We start from the raw sequence: 25,027 nt of genomic DNA, 5'->3' as shown, positions 1-25,027 counted from the left end.
GGTAAAACCGAGGCCATGGACACAAGCACTTCGGGCGCCAAGCCCACTTCCTCGCCCTCCGTGGCCTCTTCTGCCGGTCTCGCGCCGGCCGCCGATCCGGCGGCCGGCGTGAAGACCGTCTCGCTCTACCAGAAGTCGAAGAAGATCTATCCGCGCGCCGTCAGCGGCTATTTCGCGAAGTGGCGCTGGGCCCTGGTGTGGCTCACCCAGATCGTCTTCTACGGCCTGCCCTGGCTGATGTGGAACGACCGCCAGGCGGTGCTGTTCGACCTGATCAGCCGGCGCTTCTACCTGTTCGGTCTGGTGCTGTATCCGCAGGACCTGATCTACCTGACCGGACTGCTGATCATCTCGGCCTACGGGCTGTTCCTGTTCACGGCGGTGGGCGGGCGGCTGTGGTGCGGCTACGCCTGCCCGCAGACGGTCTACACCGAGATCTTCCTGTGGTTCGAGCACCGCTTCGAGGGCGACCGCGCCCAGCGGATGAAGCTCGACGCCGGCCCGTGGACGGCCGAGAAGATCCGCCGCAAGGGCGCCAAGCACCTGGCGTGGGTGCTGTTCGCGCTGTGGACCGGCTTCACCTTCGTCGGCTACTTCACCCCCATCCACACGCTGGCCGCCGAGGCGCTGTCATTCGGCTTCGGACCGTGGGAATGGTTCTGGGTGCTGTTCTACGCCTTCGCGACCTGGGGCAACGCCGGCTTCATGCGCGAGCAGGTCTGCAAGTACATGTGCCCGTACGCGCGCTTCCAGAGCGCGATGTTCGACAAGGACACGCTGATCATCAGCTACGACGCCGAGCGCGGCGACCCGCGCGGCTCGCGCGGCAAGAAGGTCGACCCGAAGAGCAAGGGCCTGGGCGACTGCGTCGACTGCGGCGTGTGCGTGCAGGTCTGCCCGACGGGCATCGACATCCGCAACGGCCTGCAGTACGAGTGCATCGGCTGCGCCGCCTGCATCGATGCCTGCGACGGCATCATGGACAAGATGAACTACCCGCGCGGCCTGATCCGCTACGCGACGCAGAACGGCCTGAAGGAGCACTTCAGCCGTGGCCAGATGTGGCAGCGCGTGCTGCGGCCGCGGGTGCTGATCTACACCGCGATCCTGATTCTCATCGTCGCGGCGGTCGGCGCGAGCATCTGGCTGCGCACGCCTTTCCGCGTCGACGTGATCCGCGACCGGGCCTCGCTGGCGCGCATCGTCGACGACGGCCGCATCGAGAACGTCTACCGGCTGCAGGTGATGAACTCCGACGAGAAGCAGCACCACTTCCGCATCCAGGTCACCGGCCTGCCGAAGCTGCGGGTCGAGCCCGAGACGGCCTTCGACGTCGGTCCGGCCGAGGCGCGCTGGGTGACGATCGCGGTGCAGGCCGAACCTGAGGTTGCCACCGAGGCGGGGGCGGGATCGCACGCCATACACTTCGACATCGAGCGTGCCGACAGCTCCGGAGACGTTCCGGTCGTGGTGCGCGAGAAGTCCACCTTCATCGTTCCTCGCTGACGAGACAGCCAAGGAGGCTCTGCATGAATCCCTCGACCTCGACGAACCCGGCGGCCGCTTCCGGCAAGCCCTGGTGGAAATACAAGATGATGTGGCTGGTCGTCGGCGGACCGCTGGTGGTCGTTGTCGCCAGCTTCCTGACGCTGGGCCTGGCGATCAGCCATCCCGATCCGGTCATCGAGACCTCCTCGCGCGTCGGCGCCGACGACGCCTCGATGTCGCCGGCGATGCAGGCGCGCAACCACGCCGCGACCGGGGGCGCGACGACCGGAGACGCCAAGTGACCGCCGCCGACCCGCTCGACCCCGACGGGTCGCCTGTCCGGGACGGCGAGGTGGCGGTGCAGCCGCCGATCTCCGAGCTGCCGCTGCGCATCTCGGCGGTGCTGTGGCCGTCCTTCCTGATGGCCGGCGTCATCGAGATGCTGGTGTTCTCGCTGGTCGACCCGGCCGACCTGCACTGGCTCGGCGGCGCGGCCGTCGAGGCCAGCGCGCAGACCGTCTATTCGGTGGCCTTCCTGGTGTTCTGGGGCGTCATCGCGCTGGCGAGCGCGCTCACCGAGCTGGTGCTGGTCGAGCCCGACACGCTGAACCGGCCCTACCGCAACCACCCCTGAGCGCCGCGCGGCCGGCGCAAAGCGGGCACCCCAACGACATCGGGACGCCAAGGCGTCCCGATGTGCATGAAGAGGAGGGCGAAGCGTCGGTCCGCCCGGCCCTCGGCCGCAGCTGCTCAGCAGTTCGCGGCGTTGACGACGCGCTGCAGCGCGTTCTGGTCGAGGATGCGGATGTCGCGCTGCTTGACCTCGAGAATGCCTTCCTCCTGGAACTTCGAGAAGGTGCGGCTGACCGTCTCGAGCTTCAGGCCGAGGTAGCTGCCGATCTCCTCGCGGGTCATGCGCAGCACCAGCGCCGAGGCGGAGAAGCCGCGCGCCTGCAGGCGCTGCGTCAGGTTGAGCAGGAAGGCGGCCAGGCGTTCCTCGGCGCGCATCGAGCCCAGCAGCAGCATCACGCCATGGTCGCGCACGATCTCGCGGCTCATGATCTTGTGGAACTGGTGCTGCAGCAGCATGACCTCGCGCGACAGCGTCTCGAGCTGGCTGTAGGGGATCATGCAGACCTGCGAGTCCTCCAGCGCGATGGCGTCGCAGGAGTGGTGGTCGGTGCTGATGCCGTCCAGGCCGATCAGCTCGCCGGCCATCTGGAAGCCGGTGACCTGCTCGCGGCCGTCGGCGGCCGACACGACCGTCTTGAAGAAGCCGGTGCGGACCGCGTAGAGCGCCGAGAAGGCCTCGCCGGCGTGGAACAGGCTCTCGCCGCGACGCACCGTGCGGCGGGTGCCGATGATGCTGTCGATCGAGGAGAGCTCGTCGTCCGACAGGCCGACCGGCAGGCACAGCTCGCGCAGGTTGCAGGCGGAGCAGGCGACCTTGAGCGCGTCAAGGCGGGAAGGCGTCGTGGTGTCGTGCATGGCGGGCGGGAACATCGTTGAAGGGTCGACCGGATGCGGCCGAGACTGCATTTTGCGGCCGAAGACTTCCGATCGGATCAATCACCGGCGATTCTTGAGGATGCACCGCGCGCTGCACTTGAGCTGCGTCAAGGTCGACCGGGCGCCAGCCGGCACAGTGTGCGTCCATGGAACAACCGACCCTCAGTGCCGGCCGGCCGGCCGAGCCCGCGCTCACCGACGAGCTGCTGCGCCGGATGGACACGCCCGGCCCGCGCTACACCTCCTACCCGACCGCCGACCGCTTCGTCGAGGCCTTCACCGCCGAGCATTTCCTGCAGGCGCTGGCCCAGCGCCATGACATGGGCGGAGTCGGCGGGGCGGGCGCGCCGCTGTCGCTCTACGTCCATGTGCCGTTCTGCGAGTCGGTCTGCTACTACTGCGCCTGCAACAAGATCGTCACCCGCGACCACGGCCGGGCCGCGGCCTATCTGGATGCGCTCGAGCACGAGATGACGCTGGCCGCGGCCGCGCTGGGCGAGCGGGTGCAGGTCTCGCAGCTGCACTTCGGCGGCGGCACGCCGACCTTCCTGAGCGACGAGGAGCTGTCGCGGCTGATGGCGGCGATCCGCGCGCGCTTCGAGCTGCTGCCCAAGGGCGAGTTCTCGATCGAGATCGACCCGCGCACCGTCACCCGCCAGCGCTTGGAGCACCTGCGCGCGCTCGGGCTGAACCGCGTCTCGTTCGGGGTGCAGGACTTCGACGCCGACGTGCAGCAGGCGGTGCACCGCATCCAGCCCTTCGAGCAGGTCGAGGCGCTGATGCGCGACGCCCGCGAGCTCGGCTTCGAGTCGATCAACGCCGACCTGATCTACGGCCTGCCGCGCCAGACGCCCGAGAGCTTCGAGCGCACCGTGCGCCAGGTCGCCTCGCTGCGGCCCGACCGCATCGCGATGTACGGCTACGCGCACCTGCCGACGCGCTTCAAGCCGCAGCGCCGCATCGTGCCGATCGATCTGCCCAGCGGCGGCCAGCGGGTGGGCATGCTGTCGCAGGCGCTGGCCGGCTTCGTCAGCCACGGCTACCAGTACATCGGCATGGACCACTTCGCGCTGCCGGACGACCCGCTGGCGCAGGCCAAGCGCCAGGGGCGGCTGCACCGCAACTTCCAGGGCTACAGCACGCAGGCCGACTGCGACCTGATCGGCCTGGGCGTGTCGGCGATCTCCCGGGTGGGGGCTTGCTACAGCCAGAACGCCAAGACGCTCGACGAGTATTACGATGCGCTGCGTTCCAACCAGCTCCCGGTGGTGCGCGGCCTGGCGCTGACGCGCGACGACCTGGTGCGGCGCGCGGTGATCATGTCGATCATGTGCCATGGCCGGCTCAGCTACGAGTCGGTCGCGCTGGCCCACCTGATCGACGTGCGCTCGTATTTCGCCGCCGAGATCGAGTCGCTCGAGGACTTGGCCCGCGACGGGCTGGTCACGCTGAGCGATGACGGGCTGGAGGTCACGCCGCTGGGCTGGTACTTCGTCCGCTCGGTCGCGATGGTCTTCGATCGCCACCTGCGGGTCGACCGCAACCGGGAGCGTTTCTCCAAGGTGATCTGAATGACGGGTGCGCTGCTGCTGACGGCGGCACTGATGGGTCTGGCCGGCACGCCGCACTGCGCGGCGATGTGCGCGGCCGGATGCGCCGCCGTGGCGCGGCGCTGCACGCCGGCCCGGCCGGCCCGCGGCATGGCCGGCGTGCTGGCCGGCCGGCTGCTGGCCTATGCGCTGGCAGGCGCCGCCGCAGCCTCCGTGGTCGGTGGCCTGCGCTGGCTGGCCGACGTGGCCGGCTGGCTGCGGCCGCTGTGGCACGGGCTGCAGCTCTTCATGGTGCTCTTCGGTCTGTGGCTGCTGCTGCGCGGGCGCATGCCGGCGGCGGTCGAGGCCTGGATCGAGGGTCGCGGCACGGGCGCACCCGAGCTGCCGCCCGGGGTGCATCGCATCGCGATGCCGGGCGAGCTGAAGGCCGCGGGCCTGGGGCTGCTGTGGCCGGCGCTGCCCTGCGGCCTGCTGCATGCGGCGCTGCTGCTGGCGGCGGTGGCGTCCTCGCCGCTGGAGGGGGCGGCGGTCATGGGCGCCTTCGGCCTGAGCAGCAGTGCCGCGCTGCTGATCGGTCCGGTGCTGTGGCTGCGGCTGCTGCCGGCCGCGCTGCGCCGCGCCGATGCCGGCCCGGGCGATCTGCGCGCGACGCTGCCGCTGCGCCTGTCGGGGCTGGCGGTCATGCTGCTGTCGGGCTGGTCGCTGCTCGGGCACGGGCCCTGGGCCGAGGCGCTGATCGCCTGGTGCAGCTGAGCATTGCCGCGGATGCGGCGCCGGTCCGGCATGCCTAGAATCACCGGGCGCACCGAGACCCGAAAATCTCACGCTTTCCGCCACGTTCCCCTGTTTGAAACAAGCCACGAGACCGGACCCACCATGTACCAGCACATCCAGGTGCCTGCCGAGGGACAGAAGATCAGCGTCAACGAGGATTGCACGCTGAATGTCCCGAACCACCCGATCATCCCGTTCATCGAGGGCGACGGCGTCGGCGTCGATGTCACGCCGGTGATGCTCCGGGTGATCGACGCGGCGGTGGCACGCTCCTACGGCGGCGAGCGCCGCATCCACTGGATGGAGATCTATGCCGGCGAGAAGTCGACCCGCGTCTACGGCCCCGACGTCTGGCTGCCCGACGAGACGCTCGAGGTGGTGCGCGACTTCGTCGTGTCGATCAAGGGCCCGCTGACGACGCCGGTCGGCGGCGGCATCCGCTCGCTCAACGTCACGCTTCGCCAGGAGCTCGACCTCTACGTCTGTCTGCGCCCGGTGCGCTACTTCAAGGGCGTGCCCTCGCCGCTGAAGGAGCCCGAGAAGACCGACATGGTCATCTTCCGCGAGAACTCCGAGGACATCTACGCCGGCATCGAGTATCCGGCCGGCAGCGAGAAGGCGAAGAAGCTCATCCGCTTCCTGCAGGAGGAGATGGGCGTCACCAAGATCCGCTTTCCCGAGACCTCGGGCCTGGGCGTCAAGCCGGTGTCGATCGAGGGCACCGAGCGCCTGGTGCGCAAGGCCATCCAGTACGCGATCGACCATGACAAGCCCAGCGTGACCCTGGTCCACAAGGGCAACATCATGAAGTTCACGGAAGGCGGCTTCCGCGACTGGGGCTACGCGCTGGCGCAGAGGGAGTTCGGCGCCGAGCCGATCGACGGCGGTCCGTGGATGCGCCTGAAGAACCCGAAGACCGGCCGCGACATCCTGATCAAGGACGCCATCACGGACGCCTTCCTGCAGCAGGTGCTGCTGCGTCCGGCCGAGTACTCGGTGATCGCGACGCTGAACCTCAACGGCGACTACATCTCCGACGCGGTGGCGGCGCAGGTGGGCGGCATCGGCATCGCGCCGGGCGCCAACCTGTCGGACTCGGTGGCGATGTTCGAGGCCACGCACGGCACTGCGCCGCGCTACGCCGGCAAGGACTATGTCAATCCGGGTTCGCTGATCCTGTCGGCGGAGATGATGCTGCGCCACATCGGCTGGACGGAGGCCGCCGACCTGATCATCGAGTCGATGGAGCGCGCGATCCAGAGCGGCCGCGTCACCTACGACTTCGCGCGGCTGATGGAGGAGGCGACTCAGGTGTCGTGCTCCGGCTTCGGCCAGGTCATGATCGAGCACATGTGAGCCGCCACGGGCCCTGCCGGGTCCGGCCGCAGGTCTCGACGAGACAAGGAAGAAAGCCCGCTGATGCGGGCTTTTTCATGGGGTGTCCGCCCTGCGGATCAGGCGGCGGAGCCTTCGGCGACGGCCGCCTCGGCCTGGGGCGCCTTCGTGCGGCCGGGCGGCGGATCGATCTGGCGGATGTTCTGCGCCAGACGGCCCTTGGGTCCGTCGATCAGGTCGTAGGTGACCTGAGCGCCCTGCTTCAGGGTACGGAATCCCTCCATCTGGATGGCGGAGAAATGGGCGAAGACGTCGTCACCCCCTTCGGCGGGCTGGATGAAACCGAAGCCCTTGACGTCATTGAACCACTTGACCAAGCCGGTAGCCATCGACATTTCTCCTCTTTCCCAACAAAAAACCCAATAGTTTCACTGGGATTTTGTTGATAGCTTGCTTTCATGTCAAGAATCAGCGGTGCGAGATCGTGGTGCCGATGTGAACCTGTGCCGGCTTTCCCCGGTCCGGGCGGTGACATGTCACGATGGAGCCGATGCCGGTGGCGCTGCACTGCAGCACGCCGGGGCCGGGCTTGTCCAGAGTGTCAAGATCGGGTAACTCGAGGCCCCTGCGCGGATCTGCGCCGATCTATAGAATGTTTTCCATGGCCAGCAACACGCCTGACAGATCGAATCCGATTCCCCCCGGTCCGCCCGATGAAGGGCAGGGCTCGGTTGTCGAGGAACGCCAGCTTCAGCGCGTGGAACCGCCACGCGCCTATCAAGTCGTCATGCTGAACGACGATTACACCCCGATGGAATTCGTGGTGATGGTCCTGCAGCAGCATTTCCACCATGACATCGACGCCGCCACCCAGATCATGCTGAAGATCCATCATGAGGGGCGGGCGGTCTGCGGGGTCTACACCCGCGATGTCGCCGCGACGAAGGTCGAATTGGTTCTGGCAGCGGCACGAAGGGCGGGGCACCCGCTCCAGTGCATTTTGGAGGTCGCATGATCGCGCAAGAGTTGGAAGTCAGTCTGCACATGGCGTTCGTCGAGGCGCGTCAGCAGCGGCACGAGTTCATCACGGTCGAGCATCTGCTGCTCGCCCTGCTGGACAACCCCTCGGCATCGGAGGTGCTGCGTGCCTGCGCGGCCAATCTCGACGACCTGCGCAAGAGCCTGACGCAGTTCATCAAGGAGAACACCCCCACGGTCGGCGGCACCGACGAGGTCGACACGCAGCCCACGCTGGGCTTCCAGCGCGTGATCCAGCGCGCGATCATGCATGTGCAGTCGACCGGCAACGGCAAGAAGGAGGTCACCGGCGCGAACGTGCTGGTGGCGATCTTCGGCGAGAAGGACTCGCACGCGGTCTACTACCTGCACCAGCAGGGCGTGACCCGTCTGGATGTCGTCAACTTCATCGCCCACGGCATCAAGAAGTCGGATCCGCCGGAGCCGACCAAGTCGGCGGGCGAGTCCTCGTCCTCGTCGTCCTCCGACGGGGACAAGGACGAGGCCGACGGCAAGGGCTCGGCGCTGGACCAGTACACCCAGAACCTGAACCAGCAGGCCCGTGACGGCCGCATCGATCCGCTGATCGGCCGCGAGCACGAGGTCGAGCGGGTGATCCAGGTGCTGTGCCGCCGGCGCAAGAACAATCCGCTGCTGGTCGGCGAGGCCGGGGTCGGCAAGACCGCGATCGCCGAGGGCCTGGCCTGGCGCATCACCCAGGGCGACGTGCCCGAGGTACTGTCCGAGGCCACCGTCTACTCGCTCGACATGGGCGCGCTGCTGGCCGGCACCAAGTACCGCGGCGACTTCGAGCAGCGCCTGAAGGCGGTGCTCAAGCAGCTCAAGGAGCAGCCGCACGCGGTGCTGTTCATCGACGAGATCCACACGCTGATCGGCGCCGGCGCGGCCTCGGGCGGCACGCTCGATGCCAGCAACCTGCTCAAGCCGGCACTGAGCTCGGGCCAGATGAAGTGCATCGGCGCGACCACCTTCACCGAGTACCGCGGCATCTTCGAGAAGGATGCGGCGCTGTCGCGGCGCTTCCAGAAGGTCGACGTGGTCGAGCCGACCGTCGAGCAGACGATCGAGATCCTCAAGGGCCTGAAGTCGCGCTTCGAGGAGCACCACGGGGTCAAGTACGACGTCGGTGCGCTGCAGGCTGCGGCCGAGCTGTCGGCCAAGTACATCAACGACCGTCACCTGCCCGACAAGGCGATCGACGTGATCGACGAGGCCGGTGCCGCCCAGCGCGTGCTGCCCAAGAACAAGCAGAAGAAGAAGATCACCCGCGGCGAGGTCGAGGACATCGTCGCCAAGATCGCGCGCATCCCGCCGGCGAGCGTCTCCAGCGACGACCGCAGCAAGCTGAAAAGCCTGGACCGCGACCTCAAGAGCGTGGTCTTCGGTCAGGACGCGGCCATCGATGCGCTCTCGGGCGCGATCAAGATGGCGCGCTCGGGCCTGGGCAAGCCGGACAAGCCGATCGGCGCCTTCCTGTTCTCCGGCCCGACCGGCGTGGGCAAGACCGAGGTCGCCAAGCAGCTCGCCTACATCCTGGGCATCGACCTGATCCGCTTCGACATGTCGGAGTACATGGAGCGCCATGCGGTCAGCCGCCTGATCGGCGCGCCTCCGGGCTATGTCGGCTTCGACCAGGGCGGCCTGCTGACCGAGGCGGTCACGAAGAAGCCGCACTGCGTGCTGCTGCTCGACGAGATCGAGAAGGCTCACCCGGACGTCTTCAACGTGCTGCTGCAGGTCATGGACCACGGCACGCTGACCGACAACAACGGGCGCAAGGCCGACTTCCGCAACGCGATCATCGTGATGACGACGAACGCCGGCGCGGAGACGATCCAGAAGTCCACGATCGGCTTCACGACGCAGCGCGAGCGCGGCGACGAGATGGCCGACCTCAAGCGCATGTTCACGCCGGAGTTCCGCAACCGCCTCGACGCGATCGTCAGCTTCCGTCCGCTCGACGAGGAGATCATCCTGCGCGTGGTCGACAAGTTCCTGCTGCAGCTCGAGGGCCAGCTCGGCGAGAAGAAGGTCGATGTCACCTTCACCGACGCGCTGCGCAAGCACCTGGCCAAGCGCGGCTTCGATCCGCTGATGGGTGCGCGCCCGATGCAGCGCCTGATCCAGGACACGATCCGCCGTGCGCTGGCCGACGAGCTGCTGTTCGGTCGCCTGGTCGACGGCGGTCGTCTGACGGTCGATGTCGACGAGGCCGGCGAGGTGAGCCTGGACATCGAGCCGCGCAAGAGCGACAAGCCCAAGGCCGAGCCGGCCACCGCCTGATCCGGTCCGGACATGAACAAGGGCGCCCTCGGGCGCCCTTTGTGCTTTCCGGCCTCCTGGCCGGATGGGCCCGCGTCAGGCGTCGGTGCGGCGGAAGTCGTCCTTGCCGGCGCCGCACTCCGGGCAGCACCAGTCCTCGGGCACCGCGGCCCAGGGCGTGCCCGGCTCGATGCCGTCCTCGGGGCGGCCGGCTTCCTCGTCATAGACGAAGTGGCACAGCGTGCAGAGATAGGTCGCGGTGGCGAGCGTGGTGTTCATCGGGGTCTCCGGGCAGGCAGGTCGGACAGTGGGCAGGTGCACAGGTGGCACGGATCAGCGCGCGATTGTCGGCAGCGTGTCGCCGCCGCGGCTTGACCCATCGCAGTCCGAGGCCGCGACCGCGGGCTGCGGCCCGGGTCAGCGCGCGTGAAGCCGCGGATCCTGGTGAAAGAAGTCACGCATCAGCGCATAGACCTCGGGAAATTCCAGCGCCAGGCCATGCGGCGCGACGAAGAAGGCCTCGGCCGCGACCGGGAAGAACTCTTCCGGCCCCTGAGCCGCATACGGATCGAGCCAGGTCGGCCGGTCGGCATCGACCTCGGCGGCATGGCGCGCGAAGGCCTCGCCCATGACCGTCTGCCAGCGCTCGCGCTGCACGCGCGTCGGCAGCGCCGGCATGCCGTCGACCTGGCCGTCGCGCATGTCGATGACATGGACAAACTCGTGGATGACGACGTTGTAGGCCAGGTCCTGATCCGCCTCCAGCTGGCCGTCGCGGCCGCCGAGCCGCACGTCCTGCCAGGACAGCATCAGCGGACCGCCCTCGATCGCCTCGCCGGCCAGCACCTCGTCGCCGCTGTGCACCACGCCGTCCTCGTCATGCCACTGGCGCGGCACGACCACCTCGGACGGATGCAGCACGATGCCAACGAACCCGTCGTACCAGTCGAGCTCGCCCGGCAGGTGCAGCACCGGCACGCAGGCCTGCGCGGCCACCGCGACCGCCATCGCGTCGTCGAGCACCAGGCCGCCGGCGGTGCTGAACTCCTTGCGGTCGAGCAGCAGCGAGGTCATCTCGCGCAGCCGCAGCAGGTCCTCGAGCGGCCGGTGGCGCAGGAAGGGCCAGCCGCGCAGCGTCTCCAGCCAGAGCTCGTCGGGAATCGCGCGGGCCTCGAGCACGCGGCGGCGGCGCCAGTCGCGCCAGGCCTGCCCCCAGCGTCCGAACATCATGCTCGGGCGACGAGGGACTGGCGGTGCAGGCCGCGGGCGTCCAGCCGCAGCACCTCGGCGCGGGCCGGGCCGTGCTGGCCGTCGAGATCCCAGTCCGACAGCACATGGCGGCTCAGGCCGGGCCCGAGCCGCTCGTCGCCGGGGCGGTGGGTGTGGCCGTGGATCAGGCGGTCGGCGCTGGCGGCGGCCAGCAGCGACAGCATCTCGGCGCGGTCCAGGTCGGCATAGCCGGCCAGGCCCTGCTCGCGCTTGCGCTGCTCGCTGCCGTCGCGCAGCGAGCGCGCCACCGCCATGCGCTCGGCCAGCGGCCGCGCCAGGAAGGCCTCGCGCCAGCCGGGCGTGCGCACCTGGGCGCGGAAGCGCTGGTAGTCGCGGTCGTCCAGGCATTCGGCGTCGCCGTGCACCAGCACCTGGCGGTGGCCGAAGGCCTGCAGCACGCAGCGGTCGGGCAGCACCGTCCAGCCCAGGCGGCGTGCCGCCTCGGGCCCGAGCAGGAAGTCGCGGTTGCCGGTGAGCATCGCCACCGGCCGGCGGCGCGCCGCCTCGGCCAGCGCCTGCAGCGCCTGCGCCACCGGGCTGGCCGGGTCGGCGGGGGCGTCGAGCTGCTCGTCGCCGACCCAGACCTCGAACAGGTCGCCCAGCAGCACGATCAGGTCGGCATCGCTGGCCGCCAGGTGCCCGGCCAGCGCGCGGGCGGTGGCGGGCGCGTGCTCGCCCAGGTGCAGGTCGGACAGCAGCTCGATGCTGCGCCAGTGCGGCGCGGCATGGATCTCGCTGGCGGCCCCGAGCGGGCCGTCCAGCAGCGTGATCACTCGACGATCACCGCGCGGGTGATGACGACGTCCTCGACCGGCACGTCGTCGTGGAAGCCGCGCGAGCCGGTGCGGACCTTCTCGATCTGGTCGACGACGGCGGTGCCGTCGACGACGCGACCGAAGACCGCGTAGCCCCAGCCCTGCGGCGTCTCGGAGCGGAAGTTCAGGAAGTCGTTGTGCGCGGTGTTGATGAAGAACTGCGCGGTGGCCGAGTGCGGCGCGTTGGTGCGCGCCATCGCCAGCGTGTACTTGTCGTTCTTCAGGCCGTTGGCCGCCTCGTTCTGGATCGCCGCGGCGGTGGGCTTCTGCTTCAGGCCCGGCTCCATGCCGCCGCCCTGGACCATGAAGCCCTTGATGACGCGGTGGAAGACCGTGCCGTCGTAGTGGCCGCTGCGCACGTAGTTCAGGAAGTTCTCGGCCGACAGCGGAGCGCGCTCGGCGTCGAGCTCGATGCGGATGGTGCCGAGGTTGGTCTGCAGTTCGACTTGCGGGGATGCCATGGTGTTCATTTCTCCAGGGAGGCTTTCTTGATCAGGACGGGTTCGGCCGGCACGTCGCGGTGCATGCCCGCCGAGCCGGTGCGCACGGCGCGGATCTTGTCGACCACGTCCATGCCTTCGACGACGCGGCCGAAGACCGCATAGCCGTTGCCGTCAGGCGAGTTCGGCTGGTCCAGGAAAGGATTGTCCTTCACGTTGATGAAGAACTGGGAAGTCGCGGAATCCGGCACGCTGGTGCGCGCCATCGCGACGGTGCCGCGGGTGTTGCTCAGGCCGTTGCGGCTCTCCAGCGGGATCGGCGCGCGGGTGGGCTTCTCCTTCATCGAGGGCTCCATGCCGCCGCCCTGGATCATGAAGTTGCCGATCACGCGGTGGAAGATGGTGCCGTCGTAGTGGCCGGCCTTCACGTACTCGACGAAGTTGGCGACGGTCTTCGGGGCCTTGGCGGCGTCCAGGTCGACGACGATGTCGCCCATCGACGTGGCCAGGCGCACCTTCTCGGCCTGGGCCGCGCCGGACAGCGCCAGGCCCAGGGCCAGCGCGGTCGCGATGCGGGCGAACGGGAATGCGGTCATCGGCTTCACTCCTTCAGTCCTTCGAAACGGTTTCGGAAAAGATCTTCCATTGTCCGTGCTCGCGCGCCCAGTACTGGCGGCGCAGCGGCCCCGGCGCATGTCCGCGCAGCACCTCGCGGAAGCTCGCCAGCAGCACCTCCTCGCGGTCCTGCCAGACGAACAGGCTCAAGTCTGCCAGCTGGCGATCGCGCCCGCCGGCGCCGGCCATCTCGGCCTCGATGCGCCGGGCCAGCGCGCGGCCGCCCTGGCCGTCGTCGTGCGCATCGGCATAGAGGCGGGCCAGCGCGGCGCGGTCGCCGCGTGCGCGCGCCAGCCGCCAGACCTCGACCAGATTGAGCGTGCGCAGCCGCGCCTGCGCCAGGCTGCGCGGCGCGACCCACTCGATGCGCTCGACGATCAGCACCGGCGTGCGCCGCGGCACCAGCTCGAACAGCAGCCGGTGCAGGTCGGTGTCGGCCAGCACCAGTCCGGAGCCGGGCTCGGGCGCCTGGCCGGCCGGGCGCGGCGCCGGGCCGTGCAGCCAGACGGCACGCGCCGGCCGGCCGAGGCGGCGGTCGTGCTCGTTGGGGTGGTCGAGCACCAGCGCGCCGGCGCCGTGGCCCTCCCCGATCTGGCGCGGGTCCAGCCGCTCGACGATCTGGTAGAGGCCCAGCGGCGTGCCGGGGTGGCCGTCCTCGCGGCCGAGCGGGCCGGCCAGCACCGGCAGGCAGGGGCCGGCGCGCAGCTGGCCGCCGCGGTGCTCGAGCACGAACAGCCGCGAGGTCGCGACCTCGACCACGACCACCTGCCGCACCGAATCGGCCAGGTGCACGATCTGGCGCGGCAGGCGATCGGCGGGGGCCGGCTCGGCCGCGGCCTGCAGGCGCGCGACGCAGGCCTGGCGCCAGCGCTCGAGCCGCTGCGGATCGAAGCCGGCCAGGCCGTGCACGCCGTGCAGCTCGCCGCGCAGCGCCAGCTGCAGGTCGGCGCAGGCCAGCCGCGCCGGCGCGTAGTGCGGCGTCGCGCGCACCAGCGCCTCGGCCAGCCGCAGTGCGCGGGTGCGGTCGCCCTGCTGGATGCACCGGTGCACCTCCAGCAGCTGCTCCTCGGCGCCGGGCAGGCGGTGGGCCGGCGCGCCGGCGAGCCGAGGGGCCGCCGGGCGCGGCGTGGACGTCGGCGGCGTTGCGGGAGGCGATGCCGGCGGAGAGAGCGGCGGGGAGGGCGGCGGGGCCGGGGGCGCGATCTGCGAGGGCGCGTGCGTCGGCAGCGGCTGCGTCGACAGGCCGAGCTCGCTGCGCCGCTGCAGCGTCGAGCCCGGCGGCTGCAGCGTGTCGAGTCCGTCGACGTCGTGCGCGCCGGCAGGCGTGCGGGCGTGCGCGACGAGGTGCGGGACGCGGGCCCGGCGTCGCTGCCGCAGCTGCCACGCGGCCATCAGCACGCCCGCCGCGAGCAGCGCCGGTGCCACCAGCGGCCGCAGCGCGGCCAGGCCGGCGGCGCGGGCCGGCTCCCAGCGTGCGGCCCAGCCGAGCTCGGCCGGTGCCGCCCCGGCCTGCAGCCGGGCGAGGTTGTCGTGGGCCAGCGCATGCGCGGCGCTGGTGTGCAGCGCGCGCTCGAAGGCCTGGCGCGCCTCGTCGGTGCGTCCCTGGCGGGCCAGCAGCACGCCGAGGTTGACCAGGGGCTCGGGGCGCTGCGGCAGCTCGCGCGCGAGCTGCTCGAACATCAGCATCGCGTTGCCGTCCTCGTGCCGCGCCGCCAGCGCGAGCGCCTGGTCGAAGCGCCGGGCGGCCTCGTCGCCGGCCCGCGCGGGTGTCGGCAGCGCCAGCAGCAGCACCAGGGCCGCACCGGCCGACCGCCACGCCCGCGCGGCGGTCGGCGCGGCGGCGGGCGGGATGGCGTGACGCGCGAGGTGGGGCGCTGCGGGGCGGATCATGGACGGATTGTGCATAGTCCGGCGTGATCTCTCCCCGCCGGCGGGGGAGGCGGGCTCGCCCGCCCGCCAGGCCGGCGGGGCTATACTGGCCGCCCGGTCGACATCCCGAGGTCCGTTCGCGACCCCCCCTGCCGACCGCTTCCCGCCACCGACTTTCCGCCGATCGATGACTCTCCGCATCCACAACAGCCTCACTCGCACGCTCGAAGACTTCCAGTCCCTCGAACCCGGCCATGTGCGGATGTATGTGTGCGGCATGACGATCTACGACCTGTGCCACATCGGTCACGCGCGGATGATGATGTCCTTCGACGTGGTGCAGCGCTGGCTGCGCGCCAGCGGCTGGCGCGTGACCTACGTGCGCAACATCACCGACATCGACGACAAGATCATCCGCCGCGCGGTCGAGCGCGGCATCACGATCCGCCAGCTCACCGACGAGATGACGGCCGCCATGCACGCCGACATCGGCGCGCTGGGCATCGAGCCGCCGACCCACGAGCCGCGCGCCACCGAGTACGTGCCGCAGATGCTGGCGATGATCGGCCGGCTGCAGGAGAAGGGCCTGGCCTACCAGGCGGGCAACGGCGACGTGAACTACGCGGTGCGCCGCTTCGAGGGCTACGGCCGGCTCTCGGGCAAGTCGCTCGACGACCTGCGCGCCGGCGAGCGCGTCGCGGTGGCCGACGGCAAGGACGATCCGCTCGACTTCGTGCTGTGGAAGTCCGCCAAGCCGGAAGAGCCCGAGGACGCCAAGTACGCATCCGCCTACGGCCCGGGCCGCCCGGGCTGGCACATCGAGTGCTCGGCGATGAGCTGCGCGCTGCTGGGCGAGACCTTCGACATCCACGGCGGCGGCCTGGACCTGCAGTTCCCGCACCACGAGAACGAGATCGCGCAGAGCGAGGGCGCCACCGGCCAGCCCTTCGTCAGGACCTGGATGCACAACGGCTTCCTGAACGTCGACAACGAGAAGATGTCCAAGTCGCTGGGCAACTTCTTCACGATCCGCGACGTGCTGAAGTCCTACGACGGCGAGACGCTGCGCTTCTTCATGCTGCGCGTGCACTACCGCAGCCCGTTCAACTTCAGCGACGCGGGCCTGGACGACGCCCGCAGCGCGCTGCGCCGGCTCTACACCGCGCTGGACGCGGTCGAGGCCGCGCCGGTCGAGATCGACTGGGCGCATCCGGCCGCCGCGCGCTTCAAGGCGGCGATGGACGACGACTTCAACACGCCGATCGCGGTGGCGGTGCTCTTCGAGCTGGCCGGCGAGGTCAACCGCGGCCGCTCGGCCGAGGTGGCCGGCCTGCTGAAGGCGCTGGCCGGCGTGCTGGGCCTGCTGCAGCAGGCGCCGCGCGCCTGGCTGCAGGGCGCCACCGGCTCGGACGACACCGGTCTGGCCGAGGCCGAGATCATCGCGCGCATCGAGGCCCGCGCCGCCGCCAAGAAGGCGCGCGACTTCGCCGAGGCCGACCGCATCCGCCAGGAGCTGCAGGCCGCCGGCATCGTCCTGAAGGACGGCCCGCAGGGCACGACCTGGGTGCGCGCCTGAGCCCCGCCGCGAAGCGCCCGACGCCTGACACGATGAGCGACGCTGCTGCAGCGATGGACGCCGGCGCGCCGGTCGCGCTGGTCACGCCCGACTACTGGGACGAGGCCTGCCAGTACCTGGCGCGCCGCGACCGGGTGATGAACAAGCTGATCCCGCGCTTCGGCACGGCGCGGCTGCGCAGCCGCGGCGACGCCTTCACCACGCTGGCGCGCTCGATCGTCGGCCAGCAGGTCTCGGTCAAGGCGGCGCAGTCGGTCTGGGAGCGGGTCGTCGGCCTGGGCCTGGGCGAGCGCCACCACATCGACCCGGTCGTGCTGGCCGGCCTGCCGGTGGAGACGATGCGCGCCGCCGGCCTGTCGGTGCGCAAGGTCGAGTACCTGCGCGATCTGGCACGCCACTTCGCCGAGGGCTGCGTGCACGAGACCGACTGGGGCTCGATGGGCGACGAGGCGATCATCGAGGAACTGGTGGCGATCCGCGGCATCGGCCGCTGGACCGCCGAGATGTTCCTGATCTTCTATCTGATGCGCCCGAACGTGCTTCCGCTGGACGATGCCGGGCTGATTCGCGGCATCAGCCTGAACTATTTCAGCGGCGAGCCGGTCTCACGGGCCGAGGCCCGCGAGGTCGGGGATGCCTGGGCGCCGTATCGGTCGGTCGCGACCTGGTACCTGTGGCGCAGCCTCGACCCGCAGCCGGCCGGCGGCTAAACTAAAGTACAGTCCGTGATCAATTCCCGCCCAGCGGTCCTGCGGACCCCGGGCTCCGGGAGCCAACCAGGATCGATGCCCATGAGCAAGAAACACTTCCTCGACTTCGAACAGCCGATCGCCGAGCTCGAGACCAAGATCGAGGAACTGCGCTACGTGCAGAACGAGTCGGCGGTGGACATCTCGGAAGAGATCGACCGCCTGTCGAAGAAGAGCCAGCAGCTCGCCAAGGACATCTATTCCAGCCTGTCGCCGTGGCAGGTCACGCAGATCGCGCGCCATCCGCAGCGTCCCTACACGCTGGACTATGTCGGCGAGATCTTCACCGACTTCCAGGAACTGCACGGCGATCGCGCCTTTGCCGACGACCTGTCGATCGTGGGTGGTCTGGCCCGCTTCAACGGCCGGGCCTGCATGGTGATCGGCCACCAGAAGGGCCGCGACACCAAGGAGCGCGCCGCGCGCAACTTCGGCATGGCCCGCCCCGAGGGCTACCGCAAGGCGCTGCGCCTGATGAAGCTGGCCGAGAAGTTCGGCCTGCCGGTCTTCACCTTCGTCGACACGCCCGGCGCCTATCCCGGCATCGGCGCCGAGGAGCGCGGCCAGTCGGAAGCCATCGGCCGCAACATCTACGAGATGGCCCAGCTCGAGGTGCCCATCATCACCACGATCATCGGCGAGGGCGGCTCCGGTGGCGCGCTGGCGATCTCGGTGGCCGACCAGGTGCTGATGCTGCAGTTCTCGGTCTACTCGGTGATCTCGCCGGAAGGCTGCGCGTCCATCCTGTGGAAAACGGCCGAACGCGCCAGCGACGCCGCCGAGGCCCTGGGCATTACCGCGCACCGCCTGAAGGCGCTGGGCCTGGTCGACAAGATCGTCAGCGAGCCGGTCGGCGGCGCGCACCGCGACACCAAGCAGATGTGCGCCAACCTCAAGCGCGCGCTCAACGACGCGCTGCGTCAGGTCGGCGACCTCAAGGCCAAGGAGCTGCTGGACCAGCGCTACGAGCGTCTGCGCGCCTACGGCCGCTTCACCGACACCAAGGCCTGATCCGCCCCCTGCGATCCGCCCCCTGCGATCCGCCTTCGATCTCCTCGAGCCCGGTCCGGTCGCGGTCGCCTGCAGTGGCGGGCGCGACTCGATGGCGCTGCTGCACGCCACCTGGCGGGCAGCGCGTGATCTGGCCGGGCAGGGCGCCCCGGTCCTGCCGGTGCATGCGCTGCATGTTCACCACGGCCTGAGCCGCTTCGCCGACGACTGGCGCGACCACTGCGCGCGCCAGTGCGAGCGCTGGCGTGCCGAAGGCGCCGACCTGCATTTCCATGTCCGCCATCTCGGGCTGCGGCCGCAGGCCGGCGAGAGCCTGGAGGCGCTGGCGCGCGAGGGCCGCTACCGCGCGCTGGCCGGCATGGCGCGCGAGGCCGGCTGCCGCGTCGTGCTGCTGGCCCACCACCGCGACGATCAGGCCGAGACCTTCCTGCTGCAGGCGCTGCGCGGCGCCGGTGCGGCCGGCCTGGCGGCGATGCCGCGCGCGATCGAGCGCGACGGTCTGCGCTGGCTGCGGCCCTGGCTGGCGCGGCCGCGCGCCGAGATCGAGGCCTATGTCGCCGCGCACCGCATCCCGCATGTCGACGACGACAGCAATGCCGACCCGCGCCACGCCCGCAACCGGCTGCGGCTGCAGGTGATGCCGTCCTTGCGCGAGGCCTTCCCGCAGGCGCCGCTGGCGCTGGCCGATGCGGCCGCGCGGGCGCAGGACGCGGCCGAGTGCCTGGAGGCGCTGGCCGCTCTCGATCTCGAGGCGGTGCAGGCGCCGGATGGCCCGGCGCTGCAGGCTGCTGCGCTGGCGGCCCTGTCGCCCGCGCGCCGGCGCAATCTGCTGCGCCACTGGCTGACGGGGCAGGGGCTGGCGGTGCGCGCGTCGCTGCTCGGGCGTCTGGCCGAGGAACTGCCGCTGGCCGGTTCGGGCGCGGCCTGGCCGCTGGACGCGGGCCGCCTGCTGCGGCTGCACCGTGGCCGGCTCGCTCCCGACATGTGCGGCGAGTCGAGTCCGGAGGTCCGGTCCGGCATGCCGCCGGACGAGATCGCGCTGGCGCCGTGGCTGCCGCCCGGGCTGTCCGCAGGACAGGCGCTGACGCTGGCGCTGCCGGGCTGGTCCGGCCGCCTGCATCTCGAGCCGGTGGGCGCGGGCGGCCTGGCGTGGGCGGAGCTGGCCGTGCTGGTGGCGCGGCCGCGCCGGGGCGGCGAGCAGTTCCAGAGCCATGCGGCGGGTGTGCCGCGTGCGCTGAAGAAGCAGTTCCAGGCCGCCGGCGTGCCGGCCTGGCTGCGCGATGCGCCGCTGCTGTGGCGCGGCGAGCGGCTGGTCTGCGTGCCGGCGCTGGGGGTCGATGCCCGCGAGCAGGCGCCGCCGGGCGAGGCCCAGTGGCGGCCGCGCTGGGCCGGATGACGCCCTGATGTAACGGTCTCGGGAAATTCCGATCGGAAAGCCGTTAAAATCGACGGTTTTCCGCCACGGGCGGCCTGCCGACGAGGCAGAAGTCCCGAGGTGGCTGTCCTGCCACTCCACTGCGACTCGCCGTTTCCCGCGCGAGCCACACACTCATGGCTTTGATCGTTCACAAGTACGGCGGCACGTCGATGGGCTCGACCGAGCGCATCCGCAACGTCGCCAAGCGCGTGGCCAAGTGGGCCCGCGCCGGCCACCAGATGGTGGTCGTTCCGTCGGCGATGAGCGGCGAGACCAATCGCCTGCTCGGCCTGGCCAAGGATGTCTCGCCTGCCGTCCAGACGCCCTCCGTCACCCGCGAGCTCGACATGATCGCCTGCACCGGCGAGCAGGTCTCGGTGGGCCTGCTGTCGCTGGCGCTGCAGGCCGAAGGCATGGAGGCCGTCAGCTACTCCGGCTGGCAGGTGCCCATCCGCACCGACTCGTCCTACACCAAGGCCCGCATCCAGAGCATCGACGACGCCCGCGTGCGCGCCGATCTGGCCGCCGGCCGCGTGGTCGTCATCACCGGCTTCCAGGGCGTCGACGAGGACATGAACATCACGACCCTGGGTCGTGGCGGTTCGGACACCTCGGCCGTCGCGGTCGCCGCGGCGATGAAGGCCGACGAGTGCCTGATCTACACCGACGTCGACGGCGTCTACACCACCGACCCGCGCGTCGTGCCGGAGGCCAAGCGCCTGAACACCGTCTCCTTCGAGGAGATGCTGGAGATGGCGTCGCTGGGCTCCAAGGTGCTGCAGATCCGGTCGGTCGAGTTTGCCGGCAAGTACCGCGTGCCGCTGCGCGTGCTCTCGAGCTTCACCCCGTGGGACATCGCCATCGAGGAAGAAGCCAAGTCGGGCACGCTGATCACTTTCGAGGAAGACGAGAAGATGGAACAAGCCGTTGTGTCGGGCATCGCGTTCAACCGCGACGAAGCCAAGCTGACCGTGATGGGCGTGCCGGACCGTCCGGGCATCGCCTATGGCATCCTGGGCAAGGTCGCCGAGGCCAACATCGATGTGGACGTGATCCTGCAGAACGTCTCGCATGACGGCAAGACCGACTTCTCGTTCACCGTCCACCGCAACGACTACCAGCGCACGCTGGACCTGCTGAAGTCGCAGGTCGTGCCCGAGATGGGCGCCGAGGCGGTCATCGGCGACACCAAGATCTGCAAGGTCTCGATCGTCGGCATCGGCATGCGCTCGCACGCCGGCGTGGCCTCGACGATGTTCCGCGCGCTCAGCGACGAGGGCATCAACATCCAGATGATCACCACCAGCGAGATCAAGACCTCCGTCGTCATCGACGAGAAGTACATGGAGCTGGCGGTGCGCGCGCTGCACAAGGCCTTCGGCCTGGACGCCGCCTGATGAAAATGCGCGGTCAGGCCTGAAGGGGCTTTACAGCCGGGCCTGGATCGCGCCATAATCGAATTCTTCGCCGGAGACGTGACCGAGAGGCCGAAGGTGCTCCCCTGCTAAGGGAGTATGCGCGCAAAAACGTGCATCGAGGGTTCGAATCCCTCCGTCTCCGCCAAGACATGAACCCCTGACATCGCAAGGTGTCAGGGGTTTCTTGTTTCCAACTGCTCGGAAAGGCGTTCATTTCCGGGTAATCCCCCGTTCACGGGGGATTGATAGTCTCGGCTGGACTGTCTGGTTCCATTGCATGGGGCCCTGTCGAGAATGCCGATGACCCTCAAAGATCCCGCCGCTCCGACGGCCGCGCCCCGGGAGCGCAACCACGAGATCGACCTGCTGCGCGGTCTGGCCTGCGTCTCGGTCGTGCTCTTCCATTTCCTGCATCGCGGCCAGCTCGACGACTGGATCCGCGACCATGCGCCCCGCGCGGTCGACCAGCTGGCCGCCTACGGCTATCTGGGCGTGCACCTGTTCTTCATCATCAGCGGCTACGTGATCCTGATGTCGGCCGAGGGCGGCGGCGCGCGTGCCTTCGTCGCCTCGCGCGTCGCGCGGCTGTATCCGGCCTACTGGGTGGCCGCGGCGCTGACGGCCGGGCTGGCCTGGGCGCTGCAGTCGCCGTCCTTCCAGGTCGGCTGGCGCGAGTTCCTCGTCAACCTGACGATGCTGACCCATCTGGTCTGGCTGCACGGCGAGCCGCCCTATGTCGATGGCGCCTACTGGTCGCTGGCGGTGGAGTTCCAGTTCTACCTGCTGATGCTGGCGGTGCTGCTGGCCGGTGCGCTGGCGCGCATCGAGGGGCTGATGGCGGGCTGGCTGCTGCTGTCGTCGCTCGACTTCCTGCGGCCGATGTACCTGCCGGAGCTGCTGCTGGCGCTGAAGTGGGCGCCGCTGTTCTGTGCCGGCATGCTGTTCCGGCTGATCCGCCAGCGCGGGCTCGACCGTCGGCGCTACCTGATGCTGTGGTGGTGTCATTTCCTGGTGCTGGCGCGGGCGACGACGCCCGAGGCGATGGGCTGGGGCGGGGGCGGCCGGGAGACCTGGGGCGTGGCGCTGCTGCTGACGCTGTTCTTCCTGGTGTTCTGGCTGATCGCCGCCCGGCGCTGGGCGATGCGGGCCTCGCCGCTGACCGTCTGGGCCGGGCTGCTGACCTATCCGGTGTACCTGCTGCACCAGAACATCGGCTACATGCTGCTCGAGCAGCTGCGTCCGCTCTGGCCTTCGTTCGCCGGCCGGCTGGCGCTGGTGCTGGCGCTGGTGACGCTGCTCGCGGTGCTGGTGCAGCGCGGCGTGGAGCGGCCGCTGGGCGCGTGGCTGCGGCGTCGCCTGTCGCCGCCGCGGGCGCTGCCCGCCCGTGCGCAGGCCCCGGGCGTGGCGCTGGGTCAGCCTCAGCCTTCGCGCTGAACGAAGGCTGGATCGTCGATTGCCGACCGTGAGCGGGGTCGGCCTGGGGCAAGATCACGCCCCATGCGCTTCGATCTGGTCACGCTCAACCTGGTGCTTGCCATCGCGGAGACGCGCAGCATCACGCGCGGGGCCGAGCGCGAGCATCTGGCGCTGGCGGCCGCGAGCAAGCGGCTGAGCGATCTGGAGACGCGCCTGGGCGTGCAGCTGTTCGAGCGGCGTGCGCGCGGCGTCGAGCCGACCGCCGCCGGGCTGGCGCTGATCCGCCACATCCGCAGCCTGCACGCCTCGCTGCACGCGATGGAGGAGGAGGTCGCCGAGTTCTCGCGCGGCATCCGCGGCCATCTGCGCGTCGTTGCCAACGCCTCGGCGATCGCCGAATGCCTGCCGCCGGACCTGGCGGCCTTCTCGCGCGCGCATCCCGAGATCCGCATCAGCCTGGAGGACCAGACCAGCGCGGAGCTGCAGCGCTCGGTCGCGGAAGGCGCCGCCGATGTCGGCATCTTCGTGCCGCCGCTGCTGGAGCCGGCGCGGCTGCAGACCTGGCCCTACCGCGACGGCACGCTGGTGCTGATCACGCCGGCCGGCCACGCGCTGGGCCGGCAGGCCGCGGTGCGCTTCGCCGACCTGCTCGAGCATGACTTCATCGGCCAGCACACGGGTGCGGCGCTGCAGCAGATGCTGCTGGCGCAGGCCACCGAGCTGGGCCGCCCCTTGCGGGCGCGCATGCAGGTGCGCGGCTTCGACGCGATCGCGCAGCTGGTCGAGGCCGGGCTGGGCATCGCGCTGATGCCCTCGGCGGTCGCGCAGCGCCTGGCGCGCCTGTTCCGGCTCGAGATCGTCGCGCTGGACGAGCCCTGGGCGCGGCGCGACTACCTGGTCGGCGTGCGCGCGCAGGACGTGCCGCCGGCGGTCGTGCGCCGCTTCGTCGAATTCCTCTGCCCGGATGCCTTCGCGGCCCCGGGCCCGCCGCCGCCCGTTTCGCCTGTTTCCTTTCCCTCCCACCCCGCCGAGACCCCGTCATGACCGGACGCACCCTCTACGACAAGCTCTGGGACGAACATGTCGTCCACACCGAGGAAGATGGCACCGCCATCCTCTACATCGACCGCCATCTGGTCCACGAGGTGACCAGCCCGCAGGCCTTCGAGGGCCTGCGCCTGGCCGGGCGCAAGCTGTGGCGGGTGAGCTCGGTGGTGGCGACCGCCGACCACAACACGCCCACCACCGGCTGGGAGCTGGGCTACGACGGCATCTCCGACCCGATCAGCAAGCAGCAGATCGTCACGCTGGACGCCAACATCAAGGAATTCGGCGCCGCCGCCTACTTCCCCTTCATGGACAAGCGCCAAGGCATCGTGCACGTCATGGGCCCGGAGGAGGGCGCCACGCTGCCCGGCATGACGGTGGTCTGCGGCGACAGCCACACCTCCACGCACGGCGCCTTCGGCGCGCTGGCGCACGGCATCGGCACCTCCGAGGTCGAGCACGTCATGGCCACGCAGACGCTGCTGGCCAAGAAGGCGAAGAACATGCTGGTGAAGGTCGACGGCGCGGTCGCGCCCGGCATCACCGCCAAGGACATCGTGCTGGCCATCATCGGCCGCATCGGCACGGCCGGCGGCACCGGCTACACCATCGAGTTCGGCGGCTCGGCCATCAGCGCGCTGAGCGTCGAGGGCCGCATGACGGTCTGCAACATGGCGATCGAGGCGGGCGCGCGCGCCGGTCTGGTGGCCGTGGACGACAAGACCATCGAGTACGTCAAGGGCCGCCCCTTCGCGCCGACCGGGCCGGAATGGGATCTGGCCGTGTCGCACTGGCGCACGCTGCATTCGGACGAGGGCGCCGTGTTCGACACCGTGGTCGAGCTCGACGCCGCGCAGATCGTGCCGCAGGTCACCTGGGGCACCAGCCCGGAAATGGTCACCGGCGTCGACGCGCGCGTGCCCGACCCCGAGAAGGAGCGCGATCCGGTCAAGCGCGACGCGATGGAGCGCGCGCTGAAGTACATGGCGCTCGAGCCCAACAAGGCGATGTCGGACATCCACGTCGACCAGGTCTTCATCGGCTCGTGCACCAACAGCCGCATCGAGGACATGCGCGAGGCCGCGGCCGTCGTGCGCCGCCTGAACAAGCGCGTGGCCGCCAACGTCAAGCGCGCGCTGGTCGTGCCGGGCTCGGGCCTGGTCAAGGCGCAGGCCGAGGCCGAAGGTCTCGACCAGGTCTTCAAGGCCGCCGGCTTCGAGTGGCGCGAGCCGGGCTGCTCGATGTGCCTGGCGATGAACGCCGATCGCCTCGAGCCGGGCGAGCGCTGCGCCTCGACCAGCAACCGCAACTTCGAGGGCCGGCAGGGCGCCGGGGGCCGCACCCACCTCGTCAGCCCGGCGATGGCCGCCGCGGCCGCGCTGGAAGGCCGCTTCGTCGACATCCGCTCGATCGCTTGAGCCTGAACAGG

24 protein-coding genes and 1 tRNA gene are annotated in these 25,027 nt (G+C 70.2%); 17 read left to right on the top strand and 8 right to left on the bottom strand.

Annotated elements, in window-relative coordinates:
- The first annotated feature begins 15 nt into the window (after nucleotides 1-15).
- From ccoG to HNQ01_RS22565, 3 genes are read left to right on the top strand one after another with little or no spacing between them, the layout of a single operon-like run.
- Nucleotides 16-1,506 carry a cytochrome c oxidase accessory protein CcoG gene (gene ccoG / locus HNQ01_RS06360; RefSeq protein ID WP_173804521.1) on the top strand — a complete coding sequence of 497 codons (1,491 nt, stop codon included), beginning with the start codon at nucleotides 16-18 and terminating at the stop codon, nucleotides 1,504-1,506.
- 23 nt (nucleotides 1,507-1,529) lie between these two features.
- Nucleotides 1,530-1,790 (top strand): hypothetical protein, encoded by a 261-nt coding sequence (locus HNQ01_RS06355; RefSeq protein ID WP_173804520.1) that lies wholly within the window; start codon nucleotides 1,530-1,532, stop codon nucleotides 1,788-1,790.
- Nucleotides 1,787-2,122 (top strand): hypothetical protein, encoded by a 336-nt coding sequence (locus HNQ01_RS22565; RefSeq protein ID WP_353621643.1) that lies wholly within the window; start codon nucleotides 1,787-1,789, stop codon nucleotides 2,120-2,122. Before HNQ01_RS06355 ends, HNQ01_RS22565 begins: the two co-directional genes overlap by 4 nt.
- 116 nt (nucleotides 2,123-2,238) lie before the next feature.
- Here the strand turns inward: HNQ01_RS22565 and fnr are convergent, their stop codons facing one another.
- On the bottom strand, nucleotides 2,239-2,976 hold the full coding sequence (gene fnr / locus HNQ01_RS06345) for a fumarate/nitrate reduction transcriptional regulator Fnr (RefSeq protein WP_173804519.1): 738 nt from the start codon (nucleotides 2,974-2,976) through the stop codon (nucleotides 2,239-2,241).
- Nucleotides 2,977-3,143: 167 nt separating this feature from the next.
- Between fnr and hemN the strand changes: the two genes are divergently transcribed.
- The 3 genes from hemN (at nucleotide 3,144) to icd (ending at nucleotide 6,677) form a co-directional block, all read left to right on the top strand.
- On the top strand, nucleotides 3,144-4,568 hold the full coding sequence (gene hemN / locus HNQ01_RS06340; protein ID WP_173804518.1) for an oxygen-independent coproporphyrinogen III oxidase: 1,425 nt from the start codon (nucleotides 3,144-3,146) through the stop codon (nucleotides 4,566-4,568).
- The gene (locus HNQ01_RS06335) at nucleotides 4,569-5,300 is read left to right on the top strand and encodes an urease accessory protein UreH domain-containing protein (protein ID WP_173804517.1); all 732 of its coding nucleotides are present in this window, start codon (nucleotides 4,569-4,571) and stop codon (nucleotides 5,298-5,300) included. It abuts the gene before it with no gap.
- Between the two features lie 123 nt (nucleotides 5,301-5,423).
- Nucleotides 5,424-6,677, top strand: a complete 1,254-nt coding sequence (icd, locus tag HNQ01_RS06330; RefSeq protein ID WP_173804516.1) for an NADP-dependent isocitrate dehydrogenase — start codon at nucleotides 5,424-5,426, stop codon at nucleotides 6,675-6,677.
- A 98-nt stretch (nucleotides 6,678-6,775) separates the two neighbouring features.
- Here the strand turns inward: icd and HNQ01_RS06325 are convergent, their stop codons facing one another.
- Nucleotides 6,776-7,045 carry a cold-shock protein gene (locus HNQ01_RS06325; RefSeq protein WP_173804515.1) on the bottom strand — a complete coding sequence of 90 codons (270 nt, stop codon included), beginning with the start codon at nucleotides 7,043-7,045 and terminating at the stop codon, nucleotides 6,776-6,778.
- Nucleotides 7,046-7,308: 263 nt separating this feature from the next.
- Between HNQ01_RS06325 and clpS the strand changes: the two genes are divergently transcribed.
- Nucleotides 7,309-7,671 (top strand): ATP-dependent Clp protease adapter ClpS, encoded by a 363-nt coding sequence (clpS, locus tag HNQ01_RS06320; protein WP_173804514.1) that lies wholly within the window; start codon nucleotides 7,309-7,311, stop codon nucleotides 7,669-7,671.
- On the top strand, nucleotides 7,668-9,977 hold the full coding sequence (gene clpA / locus HNQ01_RS06315; protein ID WP_173804513.1) for an ATP-dependent Clp protease ATP-binding subunit ClpA: 2,310 nt from the start codon (nucleotides 7,668-7,670) through the stop codon (nucleotides 9,975-9,977). The genes clpS and clpA overlap by 4 nt, the downstream gene beginning before the upstream one ends.
- 75 nt (nucleotides 9,978-10,052) lie before the next feature.
- Here clpA and HNQ01_RS06310 read toward each other — a convergent pair whose 3' ends face one another.
- From HNQ01_RS06310 to HNQ01_RS06285, 6 genes are all read right to left on the bottom strand, one after another.
- The gene (locus tag HNQ01_RS06310) at nucleotides 10,053-10,235 is read right to left on the bottom strand and encodes a rubredoxin (protein WP_173804512.1); all 183 of its coding nucleotides are present in this window, start codon (nucleotides 10,233-10,235) and stop codon (nucleotides 10,053-10,055) included.
- Between the two features lie 138 nt (nucleotides 10,236-10,373).
- A complete protein-coding gene (locus HNQ01_RS06305; RefSeq protein WP_173804511.1) occupies nucleotides 10,374-11,183 on the bottom strand; it encodes a M90 family metallopeptidase in 810 nt (269 codons plus the stop codon).
- Nucleotides 11,183-11,998: a UDP-2,3-diacylglucosamine diphosphatase gene (locus HNQ01_RS06300; protein ID WP_353621642.1), complete on the bottom strand. Its 816-nt coding sequence runs from the start codon at nucleotides 11,996-11,998 to the stop codon at nucleotides 11,183-11,185. The genes HNQ01_RS06305 and HNQ01_RS06300 overlap by 1 nt, the downstream gene beginning before the upstream one ends.
- On the bottom strand, nucleotides 11,995-12,501 hold the full coding sequence (locus HNQ01_RS06295) for a peptidylprolyl isomerase (RefSeq protein WP_173804510.1): 507 nt from the start codon (nucleotides 12,499-12,501) through the stop codon (nucleotides 11,995-11,997). The genes HNQ01_RS06300 and HNQ01_RS06295 overlap by 4 nt, the downstream gene beginning before the upstream one ends.
- A gap of 5 nt (nucleotides 12,502-12,506) precedes the next feature.
- Nucleotides 12,507-13,076: a peptidylprolyl isomerase gene (locus tag HNQ01_RS06290; protein ID WP_173804509.1), complete on the bottom strand. Its 570-nt coding sequence runs from the start codon at nucleotides 13,074-13,076 to the stop codon at nucleotides 12,507-12,509.
- A 13-nt stretch (nucleotides 13,077-13,089) separates the two neighbouring features.
- Nucleotides 13,090-14,985, bottom strand: a complete 1,896-nt coding sequence (locus tag HNQ01_RS06285) for a L,D-transpeptidase (protein ID WP_173804508.1) — start codon at nucleotides 14,983-14,985, stop codon at nucleotides 13,090-13,092.
- Between the two features lie 166 nt (nucleotides 14,986-15,151).
- Between HNQ01_RS06285 and cysS the strand changes: the two genes are divergently transcribed.
- The 9 genes from cysS (at nucleotide 15,152) to leuC (ending at nucleotide 25,016) form a co-directional block, all read left to right on the top strand.
- The gene (gene cysS, locus HNQ01_RS06280) at nucleotides 15,152-16,540 is read left to right on the top strand and encodes a cysteine--tRNA ligase (protein ID WP_173804507.1); all 1,389 of its coding nucleotides are present in this window, start codon (nucleotides 15,152-15,154) and stop codon (nucleotides 16,538-16,540) included.
- Complete coding sequence (locus tag HNQ01_RS06275; RefSeq protein WP_434801487.1) at nucleotides 16,525-17,250, top strand: DNA-3-methyladenine glycosylase family protein; 726 nt, start codon at nucleotides 16,525-16,527, stop codon at nucleotides 17,248-17,250. Before cysS ends, HNQ01_RS06275 begins: the two co-directional genes overlap by 16 nt.
- A gap of 81 nt (nucleotides 17,251-17,331) precedes the next feature.
- Nucleotides 17,332-18,300 (top strand): acetyl-CoA carboxylase carboxyltransferase subunit alpha, encoded by a 969-nt coding sequence (locus HNQ01_RS06270; RefSeq protein WP_173804506.1) that lies wholly within the window; start codon nucleotides 17,332-17,334, stop codon nucleotides 18,298-18,300.
- A 13-nt stretch (nucleotides 18,301-18,313) separates the two neighbouring features.
- On the top strand, nucleotides 18,314-19,696 hold the full coding sequence (gene tilS, locus HNQ01_RS06265) for a tRNA lysidine(34) synthetase TilS (RefSeq protein ID WP_353621649.1): 1,383 nt from the start codon (nucleotides 18,314-18,316) through the stop codon (nucleotides 19,694-19,696).
- 155 nt (nucleotides 19,697-19,851) lie between these two features.
- On the top strand, nucleotides 19,852-21,114 hold the full coding sequence (locus HNQ01_RS06260) for an aspartate kinase (RefSeq protein ID WP_173804504.1): 1,263 nt from the start codon (nucleotides 19,852-19,854) through the stop codon (nucleotides 21,112-21,114).
- A 72-nt stretch (nucleotides 21,115-21,186) separates the two neighbouring features.
- Nucleotides 21,187-21,280: transfer RNA gene (locus tag HNQ01_RS06255), tRNA-Ser, on the top strand.
- 155 nt (nucleotides 21,281-21,435) lie between these two features.
- On the top strand, nucleotides 21,436-22,569 hold the full coding sequence (locus tag HNQ01_RS06250; protein ID WP_173804503.1) for an acyltransferase family protein: 1,134 nt from the start codon (nucleotides 21,436-21,438) through the stop codon (nucleotides 22,567-22,569).
- 63 nt (nucleotides 22,570-22,632) lie between these two features.
- Entirely contained in the window at nucleotides 22,633-23,595 is a 963-nt protein-coding gene (locus HNQ01_RS06245) for a LysR family transcriptional regulator (RefSeq protein WP_173804502.1), read from the top strand.
- Complete coding sequence (gene leuC / locus HNQ01_RS06240; RefSeq protein WP_173804501.1) at nucleotides 23,592-25,016, top strand: 3-isopropylmalate dehydratase large subunit; 1,425 nt, start codon at nucleotides 23,592-23,594, stop codon at nucleotides 25,014-25,016. The genes HNQ01_RS06245 and leuC overlap by 4 nt, the downstream gene beginning before the upstream one ends.
- Nucleotides 25,017-25,027: the final 11 nt, after the last annotated feature.

It is taken from the genome of Sphaerotilus uruguayifluvii, from assembly GCF_013294065.1.
In the GTDB taxonomy this organism is placed as follows: Bacteria; Pseudomonadota; Gammaproteobacteria; order Burkholderiales; family Burkholderiaceae_C; genus Sphaerotilus; species Sphaerotilus uruguayifluvii.
This window is presented reverse-complemented; position numbering and strand designations above follow the sequence as displayed.